The organism is Bradyrhizobium sp. 197 (assembly GCF_023073375.1).
Classification (GTDB): domain Bacteria; phylum Pseudomonadota; class Alphaproteobacteria; order Rhizobiales; family Xanthobacteraceae; genus Bradyrhizobium.
In genome coordinates this window covers 209,490-226,666 of record NZ_JADPJJ010000009.1, presented here as the reverse complement: position 1 = coordinate 226,666, position 17,177 = coordinate 209,490, and the positions used below count along the sequence as shown (strand labels likewise).

13 protein-coding genes are annotated in these 17,177 nt (G+C 64.0%); 5 read left to right on the top strand and 8 right to left on the bottom strand.

What is annotated here, in order from left to right; translation table 11 throughout:
- Window positions 1-170 precede the first annotated feature (170 nt).
- Genes IVB27_RS03740 through IVB27_RS03730 form a run of 3 tightly spaced genes read right to left on the bottom strand, consistent with a single transcriptional unit; the run spans window position 171 to window position 2,325 of the window.
- Entirely contained in the window at window positions 171-551 is a 381-nt protein-coding gene (locus IVB27_RS03740) for a DUF6285 domain-containing protein (protein WP_247441499.1), read from the bottom strand.
- 2 nt (window positions 552-553) lie between these two features.
- On the bottom strand, window positions 554-1,540 hold the full coding sequence (locus IVB27_RS03735) for a phosphotransferase family protein (protein WP_247441497.1): 987 nt from the start codon (window positions 1,538-1,540) through the stop codon (window positions 554-556).
- Entirely contained in the window at window positions 1,537-2,325 is a 789-nt protein-coding gene (locus IVB27_RS03730) for an enoyl-CoA hydratase/isomerase (protein WP_247441495.1), read from the bottom strand. The genes IVB27_RS03735 and IVB27_RS03730 overlap by 4 nt, the downstream gene beginning before the upstream one ends.
- 163 nt (window positions 2,326-2,488) lie before the next feature.
- Between IVB27_RS03730 and IVB27_RS03725 the strand changes: the two genes are divergently transcribed.
- A complete protein-coding gene (locus IVB27_RS03725) occupies window positions 2,489-3,268 on the top strand; it encodes an SDR family NAD(P)-dependent oxidoreductase (RefSeq protein ID WP_247349776.1) in 780 nt (259 codons plus the stop codon).
- 79 nt (window positions 3,269-3,347) lie between these two features.
- Window positions 3,348-3,725: a VOC family protein gene (locus IVB27_RS03720; protein ID WP_247441493.1), complete on the top strand. Its 378-nt coding sequence runs from the start codon at window positions 3,348-3,350 to the stop codon at window positions 3,723-3,725.
- Between the two features lie 81 nt (window positions 3,726-3,806).
- Here IVB27_RS03720 and IVB27_RS03715 read toward each other — a convergent pair whose 3' ends face one another.
- Window positions 3,807-5,042: an ATP-binding protein gene (locus tag IVB27_RS03715; protein WP_247441491.1), complete on the bottom strand. Its 1,236-nt coding sequence runs from the start codon at window positions 5,040-5,042 to the stop codon at window positions 3,807-3,809.
- Window positions 5,043-5,396: 354 nt separating this feature from the next.
- On the opposite strand from IVB27_RS03715, the gene IVB27_RS03710 reads away from it, so the two are divergent.
- Window positions 5,397-6,674 carry an acyl-CoA dehydrogenase family protein gene (locus tag IVB27_RS03710; RefSeq protein WP_247441489.1) on the top strand — a complete coding sequence of 426 codons (1,278 nt, stop codon included), beginning with the start codon at window positions 5,397-5,399 and terminating at the stop codon, window positions 6,672-6,674.
- 178 nt (window positions 6,675-6,852) lie between these two features.
- On the opposite strand, the gene yghU is transcribed toward IVB27_RS03710, so the two are convergent.
- Together yghU and IVB27_RS03700 are read right to left on the bottom strand one after the other, a co-directional pair.
- Window positions 6,853-7,734, bottom strand: coding sequence for a glutathione-dependent disulfide-bond oxidoreductase (gene yghU / locus IVB27_RS03705; protein WP_247349772.1), 882 nt, complete (start codon window positions 7,732-7,734; stop codon window positions 6,853-6,855).
- Window positions 7,735-7,844: 110 nt separating this feature from the next.
- Window positions 7,845-9,503 (bottom strand): flavin-containing monooxygenase, encoded by a 1,659-nt coding sequence (locus IVB27_RS03700; RefSeq protein ID WP_247349771.1) that lies wholly within the window; start codon window positions 9,501-9,503, stop codon window positions 7,845-7,847.
- Window positions 9,504-9,756: 253 nt separating this feature from the next.
- On the opposite strand from IVB27_RS03700, the gene IVB27_RS03695 reads away from it, so the two are divergent.
- The gene (locus IVB27_RS03695) at window positions 9,757-10,890 is read left to right on the top strand and encodes a nitronate monooxygenase (RefSeq protein WP_247349770.1); all 1,134 of its coding nucleotides are present in this window, start codon (window positions 9,757-9,759) and stop codon (window positions 10,888-10,890) included.
- 166 nt (window positions 10,891-11,056) lie between these two features.
- The gene (locus IVB27_RS03690; RefSeq protein ID WP_247441487.1) at window positions 11,057-12,571 is read left to right on the top strand and encodes an acetyl-CoA acetyltransferase; all 1,515 of its coding nucleotides are present in this window, start codon (window positions 11,057-11,059) and stop codon (window positions 12,569-12,571) included.
- A gap of 69 nt (window positions 12,572-12,640) precedes the next feature.
- Here IVB27_RS03690 and IVB27_RS03685 read toward each other — a convergent pair whose 3' ends face one another.
- Window positions 12,641-13,843 (bottom strand): efflux RND transporter periplasmic adaptor subunit, encoded by a 1,203-nt coding sequence (locus IVB27_RS03685; RefSeq protein ID WP_247349768.1) that lies wholly within the window; start codon window positions 13,841-13,843, stop codon window positions 12,641-12,643.
- Complete coding sequence (locus IVB27_RS03680; protein ID WP_247441486.1) at window positions 13,830-17,009, bottom strand: efflux RND transporter permease subunit; 3,180 nt, start codon at window positions 17,007-17,009, stop codon at window positions 13,830-13,832. Before IVB27_RS03680 ends, IVB27_RS03685 begins: the two co-directional genes overlap by 14 nt.
- Window positions 17,010-17,177 lie beyond the last annotated feature (168 nt).

The following is a 17,177-nucleotide window of genomic DNA, read 5'->3' as shown; positions in this document are numbered from 1 at the left end:
TTGGCGGCGTCACCCATACCTTGACTCACAAACACATGTGGTCAGTCAAGAGAATACAAACGGCCACCTGGGCAGTTACGCGCAGCGAAGCAATCCAGAATCTCACCGCCGTGGCAGTCTGGATTGCTTCGTCGCAACGGCTCCTCGCAAAGACGAAGGATGGATCGCACCTAACCTCCGCCTCGCGACAGCTCGCGCTTATAGGATGCATAATTCGGCTGGTCGACCGCGAGCTTGTCCATCGTCGTCTGCCAGAGGTGTTCGGCCAACCCCGGCGTTGCGAGATCCACCTCGCCTTTCGCGATACGGTCGGCTAGCGCGCGGTTGAGCTCCGTCACCGTGCCGTCCGCGCCGAGCAGCGCGCGCAACCGCTCGACCTCCGCAGCATCGCTCCCCTCCCCCTGCGTCAGCTGCCGTGTCACGAGATCGAGGATGTTGACGGCGACCCGCAGCTTGAAGGCGTGGTGGCCGGAGATCAACGGCGCGATGTCGTTGCGAAGGAAATCGGCGACCGATTTGGTCAGCTCGATCGGGGTCGGTTCGTCCTGCATGGTCAACTCCCCCGCGGCGCCAGCAGCCGCAACAGATCGATTTCGGTCTCGGAGGCGCGGCGGCCGATCATGGCGCGTTCCATCGAATGGTCGGGGCCTTCGCGAAAACGCTGCATCATGCCGCCGCACATGATGCCCCAGCGCAGCGTGCCCATCACTTCCCAGAACTTGACCCGCTCAGGATCGCATTTGCGCCCCGCTGCCTCATAGCCGGCGAACAGCTCTTCGCGCGAGCCAAACCCGCCGACGGGCTTGTCGATCTCGCCAAAGCGCCAGGAGTTGACGCAGACCCAGCCGAGATCCTCCATGGGATCGCCGAGATGGGCGAGCTCCCAGTCGAGCACCGCGCGCACGCCGTCGGCACCGATGATGAGATTGCCGTTGCGGAAATCGCCGTGTACCAGCGTTTCTTCGGGGGACGGACCGGGGTCGTGGTCGCGCAGCCAGCGCAGCGCCAGCTCGAACACGGGCTTGGGCCAGTTCAAGCTGCGATAGTCGCGCTCAAACTCGCTGATCTCCTTCGTGGCGCTCATGTGCCGCAGTTCGGGCAGCTTCGAAAGGGGCAGCTTATGGAGTCCGGCCAGCACCCCGCCGATCTGCCGCGCGAGGCGCGGTCGCGCCGCGGCGAATTCATCATCGCGAAGAATCTTGCGCGCGATGGTTTCGCCCTCGACCCGCTGCATGATGAAGCCGGTGCCGAGATCGTCGTCCGGCACCAGCACATGCATGACGCGCGGCGACGGCACGCCGGCCTCGAATGCGAGCTGCATCAGCGTTGCTTCGGCAGCGAGGCCGGCTGCACGCGTCGGTGCAGCACCATAGCCGTTCGGTGCGCGGCGCAGAATCGCGCCGATCGACCCATCCGGATGTACGATATCGAAGCGCCAGGTTTCCTGACTGGCGCCGCCGGACAGCCTTGCTACTCCGGCGACACCCGTCGCGCCCGGGTACCAGCGCTGAACGCTGCGGGAGAGTTCGGCCTCGATCATTTGCCTTTGAACTGCGCCGGGCGCTTCTCCAGGAACGCACCGACGCCTTCACGGAAGTCCTGCGTATCGCCGGCGCGGAGCTGGCACTGGAATTCGAGATTGAGCTGATCTTCGAAGGAATTCTCCGGGCTGTCCCAGTAGAGCTTGCGGATCAGCGACAGTGCGACCGTCGGGCCGCTGGCGAGCTCATGCGCGAGCTTCATCGCCTCCTCCATCAGCACGCCGTCATCATAGACGCGGTTGACGAGGCCCCATTCCAGCGCCTTCTCGGCCGGGAGCCGCTCACCCATCAGCGACAATTCGATCGAGCGGGCCTTGCCGATCAGTCGCGGCAGCAGCCAGGTCGAGCCGCAATCCGGCACGAGGCCGATACGGCGGAAGGCTTGCAGGAAATAGGACGAGCGCGCGCACAGGATCATGTCGCCGAGCAGCGCGAAGCTCATGCCGGCGCCGGCCGCAGGACCATTGACCGCGGTGACAACAGGACAATGCAGATTGCGGATGCGGCGCAGGAACGGGTGGAAGCCGGTCTCCAGCGTCAGGCCGGCCTTGGTCTTCTTCGACTGGTTGTTGCGGCCCTGGAGATTCGCGCCGGTGCAGAATGCGCGGCCCGCGCCGGTCAGCACGACGCAACGCACCTCGTCCTTCTTCTCCACGATCACGTCGAGCGCATCGGCGAGACCGCCCAGCATGTCCACGGAGACCGCGTTCATCACCTCCTGATGGTCGAGCTTGAGGATCGCGACCGAACCATCGAGATCGAGCGTGACGTGTTTGAACTGCATGGTTTCCTCGTACGTTGCGGCCTGTGTCAATTTCGCAGACCGGAATTGCTTGCCGGGGCGCATATTTGATTTTTGGCGCGGTCTTGTCCATGGTGATCAGAGCATAGCCAGCAATCTTGCGCGCAGCGGCTGATGCGCTCATGCCAAAAACAGGAAACGCGCCATGGACCTTTTCGACCTCTCGGGCCGCGTGGCCGTGATCACCGGCGGCAATGGCGGTATCGGACTCGGCATCGCACAGGCGCTCGCCGGCCAGGGCTGCAACGTCTCGATCTGGGGCCGTAATCCTGACAAGAACAGAAGCGCTGCCGCGAGCCTTGCGGATCTGCCCGGCAAGGTCGACGCGCGGGTCTGCGACGTCACTGACCCGGCCTCGGTCAATGCCGCGATGAAGGCCACGCTCGACATTTTCGGCCGGGTCGACGGCTGCTTCGCCAATGCCGGCATCGGCGGCGGCGGCCGGCGCTCCTTCATCGAGCGCACCGAGGAGGAATGGCGCACGATGTTTGCGACCAATCTCGACGGCGTCTTCCACGCGTTCCAGGCTGCCGCAAGACACATGACCCAGCGCGCCGAGGCCGGCGATCCCTTTGGCCGGCTGGTCGCGACCTCGAGCCTGGCCTCGATCTTCGGCACCGCGCGTAACGAGCATTACGCGGCGACCAAGGCCGCGATCAACGCGCTGGTGCGCGCGCTCGGCGTCGAGCTGGCACGCCACGGCGTCACCGCGAATGCAATCCTGCCCGGCTGGATCAAGAGCGACATGACCGCCGGCATCATGGCCAACGAAAAATTCGTCGCCAACGTGATGCCGCGCATTCCGGTGCGGCGCTTCGGCGAGGCCAGCGATTTCGGCGGCATCGCGGTCTATCTGATGAGCAAGGCCTCGTCCTATCACACCGCGGATACGTTCGTGATCGACGGCGGCTATACAGCGTTTTGAGTTTTTGTCGTGGTGGGCACGCTGCGCTTTGCCAACCTACGATGTCTGATTTCGTAAGCGCAATAAGGGGACAGGGCAAATGTTTTCCCACGTGATGATCGGCACCAACGACGTCGACAAGGCCAAGGCATTCTACGACGATTTGCTGAGCACGCTCGAGGTGCGGCCGGCCAGGGTTGACGGCCATCGCATCTTCTACATCACCAAGACCGGCGTGTTCTCGGTCACGAAGCCGATCAACGGCGAGGCGGCGACGTGCGCGAATGGCGGCACCATCGGCTTCGCCTGCCATTCGCCGGAACAGGTCGACGCCTGGCATGCCGCCGGTATCGCCGCTGGCGGCATCCCTTGCGAAGATCCACCCGGCGTCCGACAAGGCCCGGGCGTGAACCTCTATATTGCGTATTTGCGCGACCTCGACGGCAACAAGATCTGCGCGATGCATCGGATGGTGTGAGCGGGGGCACTCACTGCGTCGCCGTAGCCAGGATAGCCATCCGAAGGACGGCGTCGCTTCCGTTCGCCTGTGTCCGGTGCGCTAGGCATCGCGTGGCACGGGCGCAACTCGCGGCACGATCACGCCAATTCGTGTCCCCTCGTCTGGCTCGCTTTCGAGATTGATACGCCCGCCCAGCCGACTGACGACGATGTTATGAACGATGTGCAGGCCGAGACCGATGCAGCCTTGACTGCGACGCGTCGTGAAAAACGGATTGAACGCCTGCCGGCGCAGATCCGCGCTCATGCCGCAGCCATCATCAGAAACGACAATCTCAATATCATCCCGGCCGCACGCGCAAATCTCGATATTGATGCTGCCGCTCTTGGCATGCGGAAACGCGTGCACCATCGCGTTCTTAATCAGGTTGGTCACCACCTGTGCGAATTGACCCGGATAACTGTTCATTGCCAGATCGGGCTGGCATTCGACATTGAGCGCCAAAGCGTTCTTCCGCAATTCCTGCTGTAGGCTCACGGCGACCTGTCGCGTCAGCTCGCCCGGATCGAAGCTGCGGCGTTCAAGATAGCCTTGATCGACAGCGACCTGCTTGAATGCCTGGATCAATTCCGCGGCGCGGGCGAGATTGTCGGCCAGATGCAGTGATGCGGTCTGAACAACCGCGACGAACTCATTCAGGCTCGATCGCTTCAGCCCGCCCCGTGCGACTTCCGCCGCAAACTTTGTCGTCTTGCGCTCCAGCGCCGAGGTGACGGTCAGGCTGGTACCGACGGGACTGTTGATCTCGTGTGCCACGCCAGCCACCAACCGTCCGAGAGCTGCGAGCTTCTCCGCCTCGACCAGTGAATCCTGAGCCTCTTTCAGGCGTTGCAGCGCCGCCTCCGCCGCGTCGCGCGCGCCGCGAATCTCTCGCTCGCTGCGCTTGCGTTCGGTGATCTCCTCTGCCGCGACATTGACGCCGACAATGTTACCGTTCGGTCCGCGTTGCGGATGCCAATAGGTGATCCAGCAGCGTTCGTCATTATAGCCGGGACGCTGGCCGTAAACCTCGATCCCGATGACCGGCTCGCCGGTTTCCATGATGGAGCGAACGATGCCCTCGACGGCGGATGCGAGCCCGGGCACGCAATCCCGCACCGTGTGCCCGAGATGGCCTTCGACCGAGATACCGCAGATCTCGGTGAGGCGCTGGTTGATCTGCAAATAGCGGCAGTCCGGCGAAAGATATGCAAGCCCGATCGGCGCCGTATCGTAGATCAACTGCAGCGCCGGCTGCTTTGGAAACTGCACTTCGCGTATAACGGAAGAACTCATGTACTCTCTCCCTCAGCGCGAGCCGGAGGTTAGCCGGTTACAGCGGCGCGCAAAAGCCCCAATAGCCACCGGAAACAGGCGGAATCAGTACGGAATCCGCTAGAGGAGCTGCGGCGGCGCGACCCGTTAACCGACCCACATGTTCAGGTCGCAAGATGCCTGCTGGAGATCTGCGAGCAGACGGGTCATCCGACTGTCGCCGCCGCGATGCCATCTCGCTCAAACAGTGTTTGAAACGCTATTGCGATATTCCATCGCGTGGCATGGTTCGCGTTGGAAAATGTGCGCTCGCACTTTGGCGACGCTGCGACTATTCTCTGCTCCAGCACGATCTCAGCGAGTCCGGGAGGAACAATGACAAAACACGCCTATATTCCCCGCACCACCAATTACACCCTCAACCCCGGCGACGAGCTCAACGACCTCCGGATGTCGGACCAGGTCCGGCCGCTCTATGATCACGTCAGGAAGTTCATCCGCGAAACCGTCGAGCCGATGTCGATCGAATTCGCCAAGGCCGGCGAAGGCAAAGAGGATCGCTGGAGCTTTACGCCGAAGCAGCTCGAGGTGCTGGAGAAAGCCAAGAACAAGGCCAAGCAGGAAGGCCTCTGGAACTTCTTCCTGCCCGACGACGACACCGGCCAGGGCCTGAAGAATCTCGACTACGCCTATATCGCATCCGAGCTCGGCAAGAGCCCGCTGGCCTCGGAGAGCATGAACTGCTCGGCGCCGGACACCGGCAACATGGAGGTGCTGGAGCGCGTCGGCACCAAGGAGCAGAAGGAGAAGTGGCTGAAGCCGTTGATGAACGGCGAGATCCGCTCGGCCTATGTCATGACCGAGCCGAACGTCGCCTCCTCCGACGCCAAGAACATCTCGACGAACGCAAAGCTCGTCGGCGACGAGTGGGTGATCAACGGCGAGAAGTATTACATCTCCGGTGTCGGCGATCCTCGCTGCAAGATCCTCATCGTGATGGTGAAGACCAATCCCGATGCGGCGCCGAGCAAGCAGCAGTCGCAGATCCTGGTGCCGCGCGACACCCCCGGCGTCGAAGTGCTCGGCCCCATGTACGTGTTCGGCCAGGACCACGCCCCGCGCGGCCACATGCACATGCGCTTCAACAACGTGCGCGTGCCCAAGGAAAACATTCTGCTCGGCGAAGGCCGCGGCTTCGAGATCTCGCAGCTTCGGCTCGGCCCGGGCCGCATCCATCACTGCATGCGCACCATCGGCAAGGCCGAGAAGGCGCTCGATTTAATGGTGCAGCGTGGCCTCACCCGCGAAGCCTTCGGCAGGAAGATCGCCCATCTCGGCGGCAACATGCAGATCATCGCGCAGGCGCGCTGCGAGATCGAGGCGATGCGGCTGATGGTCTTGAAGGCCGCCAAGGCCATGGATGTGCTCGGCAACAAGGAAGCCCGCGTCTGGGTCTCCATGGTCAAGGCCATGGTGCCGGAGCGAGCCTGCAAGATCATCGACCAGTCGATCCAGATGCACGGCGCCACCGGCATCTCGCACTGGACCCCGCTCGCCGAAATGTACCAGGACGTCCGCCATCTCCGCTTCGCCGACGGTCCGGACGAGGTGCACTGGATGGTGGTGGGACGCCACGAGCTGAGCATGGCGTGAACTTTCTTCCCCTTCTCCCCGCCTGCGGGGAGAAGGTTGGGATGAGCGGGAGTCCTCCGCAAGGAGGTGACGGTTGGATTCGCGGAGAGTCCCCCCCTCACCCGGAATTCAAGCGAGCTTGAATTCCGACCTCTCCCCGCGAGCGGCCGCAAGCGGGGCGAGGTGAAGCAAGCACCACCTACGACGCGGCCAACTCGCCGATCTTGTCCTGGGTCTTGGTCTCGAAATCGCCGGCATCATGCCGCTCGTGGAGCTGGCTGGCGGGATCGCCGGAGACGCGGTTGACCATGCGGCCGCGCTTGACGGCCGGGCGCTTGGCGATCTGGTCGGTCCAGCGCTGCACGTGCTTGTAGTCCTGCACGGACAGGAATTCGCCCGCGCCATAGACCAGCCCCTTGGCGAGCGCGCCATACCAGGGCCACACCGCCATGTCGGCGATGGTGTATTCGCTGCCGGCGAGATATTCATTGTCGGCGAGCCGGCGGTCGAGCACGTCGAGTTGGCGCTTGGTCTCCATCGCAAAACGGTCGATGGCATATTCGATCTTGGTCGGCGCATAGGCGTAGAAATGGCCGAAGCCGCCGCCGAGATAGGGCGCGCTGCCCATCTGCCAGAACAGCCACGACATCGCTTCGGTACGGCTCTTGATGTCCTTCGGCAGGAAGGCGCCGAACTTCTCCGCGAGATAAAGCAGGATCGAGCCGGACTCGAACACCCGGATCGGCTCCGGGCCTGAGCGGTCCATCAGCGCCGGGATTTTGGAATTCGGATTGATGTCGACAAAGCCGCTGCCGAACTGGTCACCATTGCCGATCTTGATCAGCCAGGCGTCGTATTCCGCGCCCTTGTGGCCGAGCGCCAGAAGCTCCTCCAGCATCACGGTGACCTTGACGCCGTTCGGCGTCGCCAGCGAATAGAGCTGGAAGGGGTGGCGGCCGACCGGCAGCTCCTTGTCATGCGTGGGACCGGCGATCGGGCGGTTGATGCTGGCGAATTGCCCGCCATTCTCCTTGTTCCAGGTCCAGACCTTGGGCGGCACGTAGGCGGGGGCGTCAGTCATGCAAAGCTCTCCGGCGGGAAGATGCGTCTGCATTAATTAGCGCGCAAATAGCGAATGACAAGCCTGACCGGTCTGCGCCCGGCGCGGGCCTCAGTCCGGCGGCATGCAGCCTAGCCCGTCACCAGCCTGCGCGGCCGGGCTTCGGCTTCCATCACGAACCCCTCATATCCCTTCGCCGCGACCTCGTCGCAGATTCGGCGGTAGACGCCGACGCCGCCGATATAGGGCATGAAGATGCGCGGCTTGCCGGGGATGTTGGCGCCCATGTACCAGGAATTGGCTTGCGGATAGAGCGTGCCATGGGCGACCTCGTTGACATGGGCGACCCATTTGTCCTCGGCCTCCCCGTCCGCCTCCATCGTGGCAAGGCCCTGCTTGCGCATATGGACGAGACCGTCGGCGATCCAGTCGACATGCTGCTCGATCGACACGATCATGTTCGAGAGCACCGAGGGGCTGCCGGGGCCGGTGATGATGAAGAGGTTCGGAAAGCCGGCGCTCATCAGCCCGAGATAGGTCTTGGGGCCTTCCGCCCATTTCCGGTTCAGCGTCTGTCCGCCCGGACCTCGGATGTCGATCTTCGCGACCGATCCGGTCATGGCGTCGAAGCCGGTCGCGAGCACGAGCGCGTCGACCTCGTGGTCCTCGCCTCCGACACGGACGGCATTCGCCGTGATCTCCTGGATCGGGTTGCTCTTGATATCGACCAGCGAGACGTTCGGCCGGTTGAAGGTCGCGAAATAATCGGTGTCGATGCAGATGCGCTTGGTGCCGATCGGATGGCTGTCCGGCTGCAGCAGCTTTGCCGTCTCGGGATCCGTCACGATCTCGCCGATCTTGCCGCGGACGAAATTCGCGGCGGTGTCGTTCGCCGACAGCGCGAGGCCGAGATTGTTGTAGGCATACATGAAGGTGAGACCACCGCGCTCCCAGCGCGCCGCGTATTTTTCGCGCCTGACATCGTCGCTATCATCGAGCGCGCCGCGGTCGGGCTGCTCGGCGAAAATTCCGTTGCGCGCGACTTCGCGGGCGAAGCGGCGGATCTCGGGATAATTCTTGCGGAACGTGTTGCGCTCCTCGCCGGTCAACGCGGCATTGCGGGCGGGAATGGAAAAATTCGCAGTGCGCTGAAACACTGTCAGATGTTTTGCCTGTCCGGCGATGACGGGCGCCGACTGAATGCCTGACGATCCCGTTCCGATCAGGCCGACGCGCAAGCCGGTGAAATCAACGTCTTCGTGCGGCCAGTTGCCGGTGTGATAGACGGGGCCTTCGAAATTCTCGAGACCCTTGATGTCGGGCTTGCGCGCATTCGAGAGACAGCCGGTCGCGAGCACGACGAATTGCGCCTGAACCGTTGTGCCGTCGGACGTCGTCACCGCCCAGCACCTCGCACGCTCGTCGAACACCGCGCGCTCGACGTTGGTGTTGAACTGGATGTCCCGGCGCAGATCAAACCGGTCAGCGGCGTGGTTGGCGTATTTCAAAATCTCCGGCTGCGATGCGTAGCGCTCGCTCCAGTCCCATTCCTGCTGGAGCTCTTCCGAGAACGAATAGGAATATTGCATGCTCTCGACGTCGCAACGCGCACCGGGATAGCGATTCCAGTACCAGGTGCCGCCGACGCCGCCGCCCTGCTCGTAGACTCGCGCCGAGAAACCGAGCCCGCGCAAACGGTGCAGCATGTACATGCCGGCGAAACCCGCGCCGACGACGATCACGTTGTAGGATTCCGTGGTCGGAGACGGATTCGCTTGCGCTGGCGACATCGACTGGCGCTCCCTCGTTGTTTTCTGTTGTTGTGGGCCAGCATTCGCTCGCGCATCCGAAAGCGCAAGGGGCAAATCGGCCGGCTCTGATCTGCTTATTTTGTACAGCGGAATGGCTCGTCTGCCGCGCGACGCCTGCGCGCAAGATGCGCGGCCGAATCCGGCGTGGCATCGCGGACGACGATGGGCTAGCGTCGAGTGGTCTTCGCTGCAGAATGCAACAACAGCAACGCGAGGCCGCCGGGAGGGAACGATGAAATCGCCGATCTGCGATATGCTGGGCATCGAGTTCCCGCTGCTCGCCTTCAGCCATTGCCGCGATGTCGTCGCCGCCGTCAGCCGCGCCGGCGGCTTTGGCGTGTTAGGTGCGACCGTGCACACGCCTGATACCCTCGAACGCGAGCTGAAATGGATCGACGACCACGTTGAGGGCAAGCCTTACGGTGTCGACGTGCTGATCCCGGAAAACATTTCGACCGCGGGTGAGAAGGACGTCACCTGGAAGAGCCTTGAAGCACGAGTGCCGCAGGAGCATCGCAACTACACGCGCGATCTCCTGAAGAAATACGACATCGAACTCACGACCACTGAGATGGCTGACGACCAGCCGCAGCCGTTCGATGCCAGGACCGCGTTGGAGCTGCTGGAGGTCTCGTTCAACCACCCGATTCGCCTGATCGCCAATGCCCTGGGCGTGCCGCCGAAGGCTATGATCGAGATGGGCAGGAAGCACGGCGTGCCGGTTGCCGCTCTGGTCGGCGCCAAGGAGCATGCGCTACGACAGGTCGCGGCCGGCGTCGATATCCTCGTGGTCCAGGGCACCGAAGCGGGCGGCCATTGCGGCGAGGTCTCCACCATGGTGCTGGTGCCGGAGGTGATCAAGGCGATCAAGCCGATCCGCGACGTGCCGGTGCTGGCGGCCGGCGGCATCATGACCGGACGGCAGATGGCGGCCTGCATGGCGATGGGTGCGGCCGGCGCCTGGACCGGCTCGGTGTGGCTTGCCACCGTCGAGGCCGAGACCACGGAGATCTTTCGCGAGAAGATGATCGCGGCATCATCGCGCGATGCGATCCGCTCGAAAGGGCGTACGGGAAAGCCGGCCCGACAACTCCGCTCGGTCTGGACCGACGCCTGGGATCGCGCACCCGAGAGCCCCGGCGCATTGCCGATGCCGCTACAAAGCATCGTCAGCCGCGACGCCTTCAACTCGATCGACCGCGCCGCGGCGAGTGGCAACGCGAGGGCGCGGGATCTCGTCAGCTATTTCGTCGGCCAGGGCGTCGGCCTGATCGACAGCGTGAAATCCGCAGGCTCCGTGGTGCAGGAGTTCAAGGAAGAGTTTGCCGAAGCCGTCGAGCACATGAATGCGCTGGTGGCGGAGTGATTGCCCGCGGCCCATCCTTCGAGGCTCGCCCGGCGGCGCACGCGCCGCTCGGCTCGCACCTCAGGATGACGCGGTATCTGTAGCCGTCATCCTGAGGTGCCGTAGCGCAGCGAAGGCCTCGAAGGGCGACGGCGTGCCCAAGATCTGAAACGTGAAGCAAACAGAAATGACGAACTCCTCTATCCCCCCAAACCGCATCCCCGTCATCGTCGGCATCGGCGAGATCGTCGATCGCCCCAAGGAGATCACCGACGGCCTCGAGCCGCTTGATCTGCTCGAACAGGCGTTGCGCCGCGCCGAACAGGACGCCGGTGCCAAGCTGCTCGGCGAGGTGCAATCGCTCGACGTCGTCAACTTCCTGAGCTGGCGTTATCGCGATCCGGAGCAGCTGCTGGCGAAACAACTCGGCATCACGCCGGCGCATTGCTATTACGGTCCGGTCGGCGGCGAAAGCCCGATCCGCTACGTCCACGAGGCAGCAAAGCGCATCGCGCGGGGCGAATGCACCGTGGCCGCGGTCTGCGGCGCGGAGGCGCAGTCGACCGCGACCAAGGCCGAGCGTGCCGGGGCCAAGCTGCCATGGACGCCGTTCGCCCATGACGTCGAGGAGCCGAAGCGCGGCGCGGCGTTCCAGAAGCCGTTGGCCGTGAAGCTCGGTGTGTTCCGCCCCGTCACCGTCTACCCGTTCTATGAGACCGCCTCCTCGGCGCATTGGGGCCAGACGCCGCGCGAGGCGATGGCAGAGTCCGGCACGCTATGGTCGCGCTATTCCGAGGCCGCGGCGCAAAATCCCAACGCCTGGCTCAAGCGGCGCTACGCGCCGGACGAGATCACGACGCCGACGGCGGACAATCGTCTCATCGCGTGGCCCTACAACAAGCTCATGGTTGCCAACCCCAGCGTCAACATGGGCGGTGCGCTGCTGCTCACCAGCCTTGCCAGGGCTCGCGCGACCGGCATTGCCGAAGACAAGCTGGTCTACCCGCTCGGCGGCGCCTCTGCGGAAGAGCCGCGCGACTATCTCCTGCGCGACCAGTTTTACGAGAGCCATCCGCAGAACGCGGTGCTGAAAGCCGCGATGGACCTAGCCGGCGGCGACCGCAAAGAGTTCGACGCGATCGAACTGTACAGCTGCTTCCCGTGCGTACCCAAGATGGCACGGCGGACGCTGGGCTTAGGCCCCGACGTACAGCCGACCGTGACCGGCGGCCTCACCTTCTTCGGCGCGCCGCTCAACACCTACATGACGCATGCAGCCTGCGCGATGGTGCGGCGTGTGCGCGACGGCGCAAAGCTCGGCCTGCTTTACGGCCAGGGCGGCTTCGTCACCAAGCATCATGCGCTGGTGGTGTCGAAGGTGCCGCCGCGTGAGACATTGGCGCAGGAGACCAGCGTGCAGGCGGTGGCAGACAGCAACAAGCGCGCGGTGCCGGAGTTCGTCATGGATATCTCAGGCGGGGGCAAGGTCGAGAGCTTTACGGTGCTCTACGGCCGTGGCGGCGATGTCGAGCACGGCGTGGTGATGCTGCGGACGGAAGATGACAGGCGCACGCTGGCGCGGATTCCGGCGAATGATGCGGCCACGCTGGCGCATCTCCTGAACACGGATAGGACGCCGGTCGGCTCACTCGGCGAGATCACGATGGCCGTCGATGGCGTGCCGGAGTGGCGCGCGGCCTAGACTAGCTCTCGTGTCCCGGACGCGGTGCGGCATGCAATGCCGCTCCGCAGAGCCGGGGCACGGGATCCCCTACCCCTTCGGCGCCTGCTTCTCCGACGCCGTCGCCGGCTTGCCCTTGGCGCCGGCGCCGGTCACGCGGACTAGGTCGCCGTCGGACAGGCCATCCGGTGGTGCGGTGATGACGCGGTCATCCGCTGCAATTCCTGAGGCGAGTTCGATCTCGCGGCCGAGGTCGCGGGCGATGGTCACCGGCTTGAACAGGACCTTGTCGTCGACACCGACAGTCGCGACGCGCAGGCCGCTGCTGTTGAAGATCAGCGCGCTGGCGGGAATGCTGAGCGGCGCCGAGTCGCGCTGCAGGCTGAGCTTGACGCTGGCGTAGCCGCCGGGCATCAGCTCGCCCGAGGAATTGTCGAGACCAAGCTGCATGCGCGTCGTGCCCGAGGCGACGTCGACGGCTTGCGAAGAAGCCTCCACGGTGGCCTGGAAGGTCCGGTTCGGATACTCCGGCAGCACGATGCTGGCCTTGGCGCCCATCTTGATCGCGGGCACGTAGTTTTGGGGAACGTTGACGTAGACGCGCAGCTTGGTGATGTCGGAAACCACGAACATCGCCGGCCCCGAGCCGCCGCCCGCGTTGATCAGCGCTCCGACGTCGGTATCGCGCGCGGTGACGACGCCGTCGAATGGCACGGTGATCTTCTTGTAGCCTGCGAGCGCCTCGAGCCGCTCGACGTTGGCCTGCCCCGAATGCACGGCGGCGTTCTTGTTGGAGAGATCGGCGGTGCGCTCGTCGATTTCCTGCGCCGACACGAAGTTGGAAGCGACCAGCGTCTTGCGGCGGTTGAGCGTCGCCTCCGACAGCCTGGCGCTGGCCTGTTGGCTGGCGAGGTCGGCGCGGGCCTGCAAGAGCTGCTGATCGAGGTCGGGTGCCTCGATCTCGGCGATCACCTGACCGGCCTTGACGCGCGCGCCGATGTCGGCGCTCCAGCTCTTCAGGTAACCCGATACGCGCGCGAAAATCGGTGCGCGGGAATAGGCTTCCAACCGGCCCGGCAGATCGAGGTTGGCATGGAGGGCCTTGGCGTTGGGTAGCGTCACCGCGACGCTGGGAACGGCCTGTTCGTCGGTCCACTCCTTCAGCTTGGAGCCCTGCTCCTCGCGCGCGCGGATGCCGGTGCCGACCACGAGGCCTGCCGCAATCAGCGCCACCACGCCAAAAATGCCCAGTTTCCGGTGCGATACCGGGGAGCGGGGTTCAGTGGGCGACATGCGGGGTCTCCAGGGAGGCGGCGGCTTTGGCGCCTTGCTTCTTGTGTACCATACTGAACACCACGGGAACAAACATCAGGGTGGCGAAGGTCGCAAAGATCAGGCCGCCGATCACGGCGCGGCCGAGCGGCGCATTCTGCTCGCCGCCCTCGCCCAGCCCCAAGGCCATCGGCGCCATGCCGATGATCATGGCGAGTGCAGTCATCAGCACCGGGCGGAACCGGACGAAGCCGGCTTCGAGCGCGGCTGCGATGGGATCGCCAAGCTCCTCGTAGCGCTCGCGGGCGAATGAGATCACGAGCACGCTGTTGGCGGTGGCGACGCCCATGCACATGATGGCGCCGGTCAGCGCCGGCACAGACAGCGTCGTTTCGGTCGCGAACAGCATCCAGACGATGCCGGCGAGCGCGGCCGGCAGCGCCGTGATGATCACGAAGGGATCGGACCAGGACTGGAAGTTCACGACGATCAGGAAGTAGATCAGCACGATCGCCCCGAGCAGGCCGAACAAGAGGCCGGTGAAGGCGCTGTTCATGGTCTGCACCTGGCCGAGCAGCACCACGGAAGAGCCTTTCGGCACCTCCTTTGCGGTGTCGGCGATCGCCTGCCGGATGTCGACGGCAACCGCACCGAGATCACGACCCGAGGTCGTGGCGAAGATCTGCACCATCGACTGGATGTCGTATTGCGAGACCACCGCGCTCGACGTCGAACGCTTGATGTCGGCGATGCCGCCCAGGATCGGCGACTGCGAATTGCCGGCGGCCGTGATCGGCAACGTCTGCAGCGCGCTAAGCGAATCCATCTGGTATTGCGGCGTCTGCATCACGATCGAATAGGACACGCCGTTATCCGGATTGAGGTAGTAGGTCGGCGCCACCTGCGAGGAGCCGGCAAGGTTGACCACGAGACTATTGGTGACGTCGCGCTCGGTCAGGCCGACATATTGCGCGCGGGTGCGATCGACATCGATGTTGAAGGTCGGATTGTTCGGCGACTGCTGGATGCGCGCATCCGCGACGCCCGGAATCCGCCGCACCTTGGCCAGGAGCGTGCTGGCGTAGGCAAAGTTGGCGCTGAGATTGGCGCCGCGGATCTGGAGGTCGATTGGCGCCGGCGCACCGAAGTTCAGAATCTGGCTGACGATGTCGGCGGGCAGGAAGGCGAAGCTGACGCCGGGGAACAGCCGCGGCAGTTGCTCACGCAGCACGCGCACATGCTCCTCGGTCGGCTTGTGACCCTCTTTCAGCTTGATCTGGATGTCGCCGTCCTGCGGGCCGATCACGCCGGTATTGTTGTAGGTCATGTTGATGCCGGAGATTGGCATGCCGATGTTGTCGGTCAGCGTTTCGATCTCGCTCGGGATCAGCTTGCGGATCGCCTTCTGCACGTCGGCGAGCTGGTTGGCGGTCTCCTCGACACGGGTGCCGACCTGGGTGCGGACGTGCATCAGGATGTTGCCGGCATCGACCGCAGGGAAGAAATTGCGCCCGAGGAACGGCACCAGCGCGAAGGACGCGCCGACCACGCAGAGGAAGCTGATCACGAACACCGGACGGTGCGCGAGCGCGAGCCCGAGGAAGTTGTGGTAGCCGCCGCGAATGCGTTCGAAGCGAGCCTCGAAGCCGCGCTGCAACCATACCAGGGGATTACGCGACTTCGGCGGTGCGCCCTCGTGATGCACATGTGGCTGCAACAGATAATTGGCCATGGTCGGCACCAGCGTGCGCGACAGCAGGAACGACCAGATCATCGCAAACATCACCGCTTCCGCCATCGGCACGAACAGGAAGCGCGCCACGCCGGTGAGGAAGAACATCGGCACGAACACGATGCAGATGCAGAGCAGCGAGACGAAGGCCGGCGTCACGATCTGGTTGGCGCCATCGAGGATCGACTGCTCGACCGGCTTGCCCTGCTCCAGATGGTAGTTGATGTTCTCGATCGTCACGGTGGCGTCGTCGACGAGGATGCCGACCGCGAGCGCCAGGCCGCCGAGCGTCATGATGTTCAGCGTCTCGCCGATCGCCGACAGCATGATGATGGCGCCGAGCACGGAGAGCGGGATCGAGACCGCGATGATGACGGTCGAGCGCCAGCTGCCGAGGAACAGCAGGATCATGACGCTGGTGAGCAGCGCCGCGATCACGCCTTCGAAGGCGACGCCTTCGATGGCGCCGCGGACGAACACCGATTGATCGCCGATGAAGCCGATCTTGAGCGCGTCCGGCAGCTGATCCTTGACGTCGATCACCTTCTGCTTGATGCCCGCGATGATGTCGAGCGTCGAGGTCGCGCCCGCCTTCAGCACCATCATCAGCACTGAGCGGTTGCCGTCGACATGGACGATGTTGGTCTGCGGCGGATTGCCGTCGCGCACGGTCGCGACGTCGCGCACATAGACCATCGCACCGTTGACGGTCCGGATCGGCAGATTGCCGAGCTCGTCGATTTTCAGCGGCGAGTTGTTGAGCTGGATGATGTACTCGAACTGGCCGATCTTCTGCGTTCCGACCGGCGTGATCAGGTTCTGGGCTGCAAGCGCATTGGCGACGTCCTGGCCGGAGAGACCGCGGGCCTGGAGCGCGGTCGGGTCGAGGTCGATCTGGACCTGGCGCTGCTTGCCGCCGAACGGATAGGGGATCGCTGCGCCGGGCACTGTGACCAGCGGGGTGCGGAGCTGGTTGATGCCGATATCGGCAAGGTTCTGCTCGGTGAGGCCGTCACCCGACAGCGCCACCTGGATGATCGGCACGGTCGAGGCGGAGTAGTTCAGGATCAAGGGCGGCGTCGCGCCCGGCGGCATCTGCTTGATCAGCGTCTGCGAGATCGCCGTGACCTGCGCGTTGGCGGTGCGGATATCGACGTTCGGCTGAAAGAAGATCTTGATGATGCCAAAGCCGTTATAGGAGTTGGCGGTGATGTGCTCGATGTCGTTGACTGTCGTCGTCAGCGCGCGCTGGAACGGCGTCGTGATGCGGCCTGACATCTGGTCCGGCGGCAGGCCGGTGTATTGCCAGACCACGCCGATCACGGGGATGCGGATGTCCGGAAAGATGTCGGTCGGCGTCCGCAGCGCCGCCAGCGGGCCGATGATCAGAAGCAGGAGCGCGAGCACGACAAACGTGTAGGGCCGGCTCAGGGCAATACGAACCAGAGCAATCATTCGCCAGGCAATTCCAAATCAGGGACAGGAAACACCGCCCCCGCGGGTTCCACGGCTGATTTACCTGAAGACCGCCCAAATGGCCAACGACGCTGCGTCACGTGCGGTTCAATTCCGCGCTATTGCACTGCGAAATAGCATTCCAGATATGCAGCTCGCGCCCGAAAG